General features: G+C 57.5%; 1 protein-coding gene. It reads left to right on the top strand.

What is annotated here, in order from left to right; genetic code table 11:
* A partial coding sequence (locus QVO43_RS09210; RefSeq protein ID WP_288174878.1) for an O-acetylhomoserine aminocarboxypropyltransferase/cysteine synthase family protein occupies window positions 1–1,059 on the top strand: 1,059 nt, incomplete at its 5' end.
* Between the last annotated feature and the right edge of the window lie 36 nt (window positions 1,060–1,095).

The raw sequence follows: 1,095 nt of genomic DNA, 5'->3' as shown, positions 1-1,095 counted from the left end.
GGGGTGGCGGCTCTGGCTACGGCCAGCGGCGCCGCTGCCGTGACCTACGCCATGCAGGCACTGGTCCATGCCGGTCAGCACATTGTCTGCGCCACCACCGTATACGGCGGCACCTACAACCTGTTCGAACACACCTTCCCTGATTTCGGCATTGAAACCACTTTCGTGGATCCCACCAAAGGGGTCCAGGTCTTCGAAGAGGCCGTACGGGAAAACACCCAGGCCATTTACATTGAATCCGTGGGCAACCCCAATGCCAACCTGATCGACATCGAGGCCGTGGCCGCCATTGCCCACAAACACAAGATCCCTCTGGTTGTGGACAGCACTTTTGCCACTCCTTACCTGCTGCGGCCCTTTGAACACGGGGCTGATGTGGTAGTCCATTCCGCTACCAAATTCATCGGCGGCCATGGCACCACCCTGGGGGGCATCATCGTGGACAGCGGCAAGTTCGACTGGGTGGCTTCCGGCCGGTTCCCCTGGCTGGTTGACCCCAACCCCAGCTACCATGGGATTAGCTTTGCCAAAGACGTGGGCCCTGCCGCCTATGTAACCTATATCCGGACCCTGATCCTCCGGGATACCGGGGCCACCATTTCTCCCTTCAACGCGTTCCTGCTGCTCCAGGGCACCGAAACCCTGTCCCTGCGGGTGGAACGTCAGGTGGAAAACGCCTTGAAAGTGGTGGACTTCCTGGCCCAGGATCCCCATGTGGCCAAGGTGAACCATCCTTCCCTGCCCAACCATCCGGATCATGAACTGTACAAGAAGTACTTCCCCAACGGCGGGATTTCCATCTTTACCTTTGAAATCAAAGGAGGCGCCGCCGCTGCCCAGAAGTTCATCGACCATCTGAAGATCTTCTCCCTCCTGGCCAATGTGGCGGATGTGAAGAGCCTGGTGATCCATCCGGCTTCCACCACCCATTCCCAGATGAACGAAGAAGAACTGGCAGCTTCCGGGATTACCCCGGCCACCATCCGGCTGTCCATCGGCACGGAACATATCGACGATATCATCGACGATCTGAAGCAGGCCTTTGCCGCTTTGGATTGATGGAAAAAGGGACTGTGAAAAAATGAGAAATCATTT

The organism is Acidaminococcus sp. CAG:542, assembly GCF_000437815.1.
Taxonomy (GTDB): Bacteria; Bacillota; Negativicutes; order Acidaminococcales; family Acidaminococcaceae; genus Acidaminococcus.
Note: the sequence above shows the minus strand (reverse complement) of the source record. Positions and strands in the feature narration are given on the sequence as shown.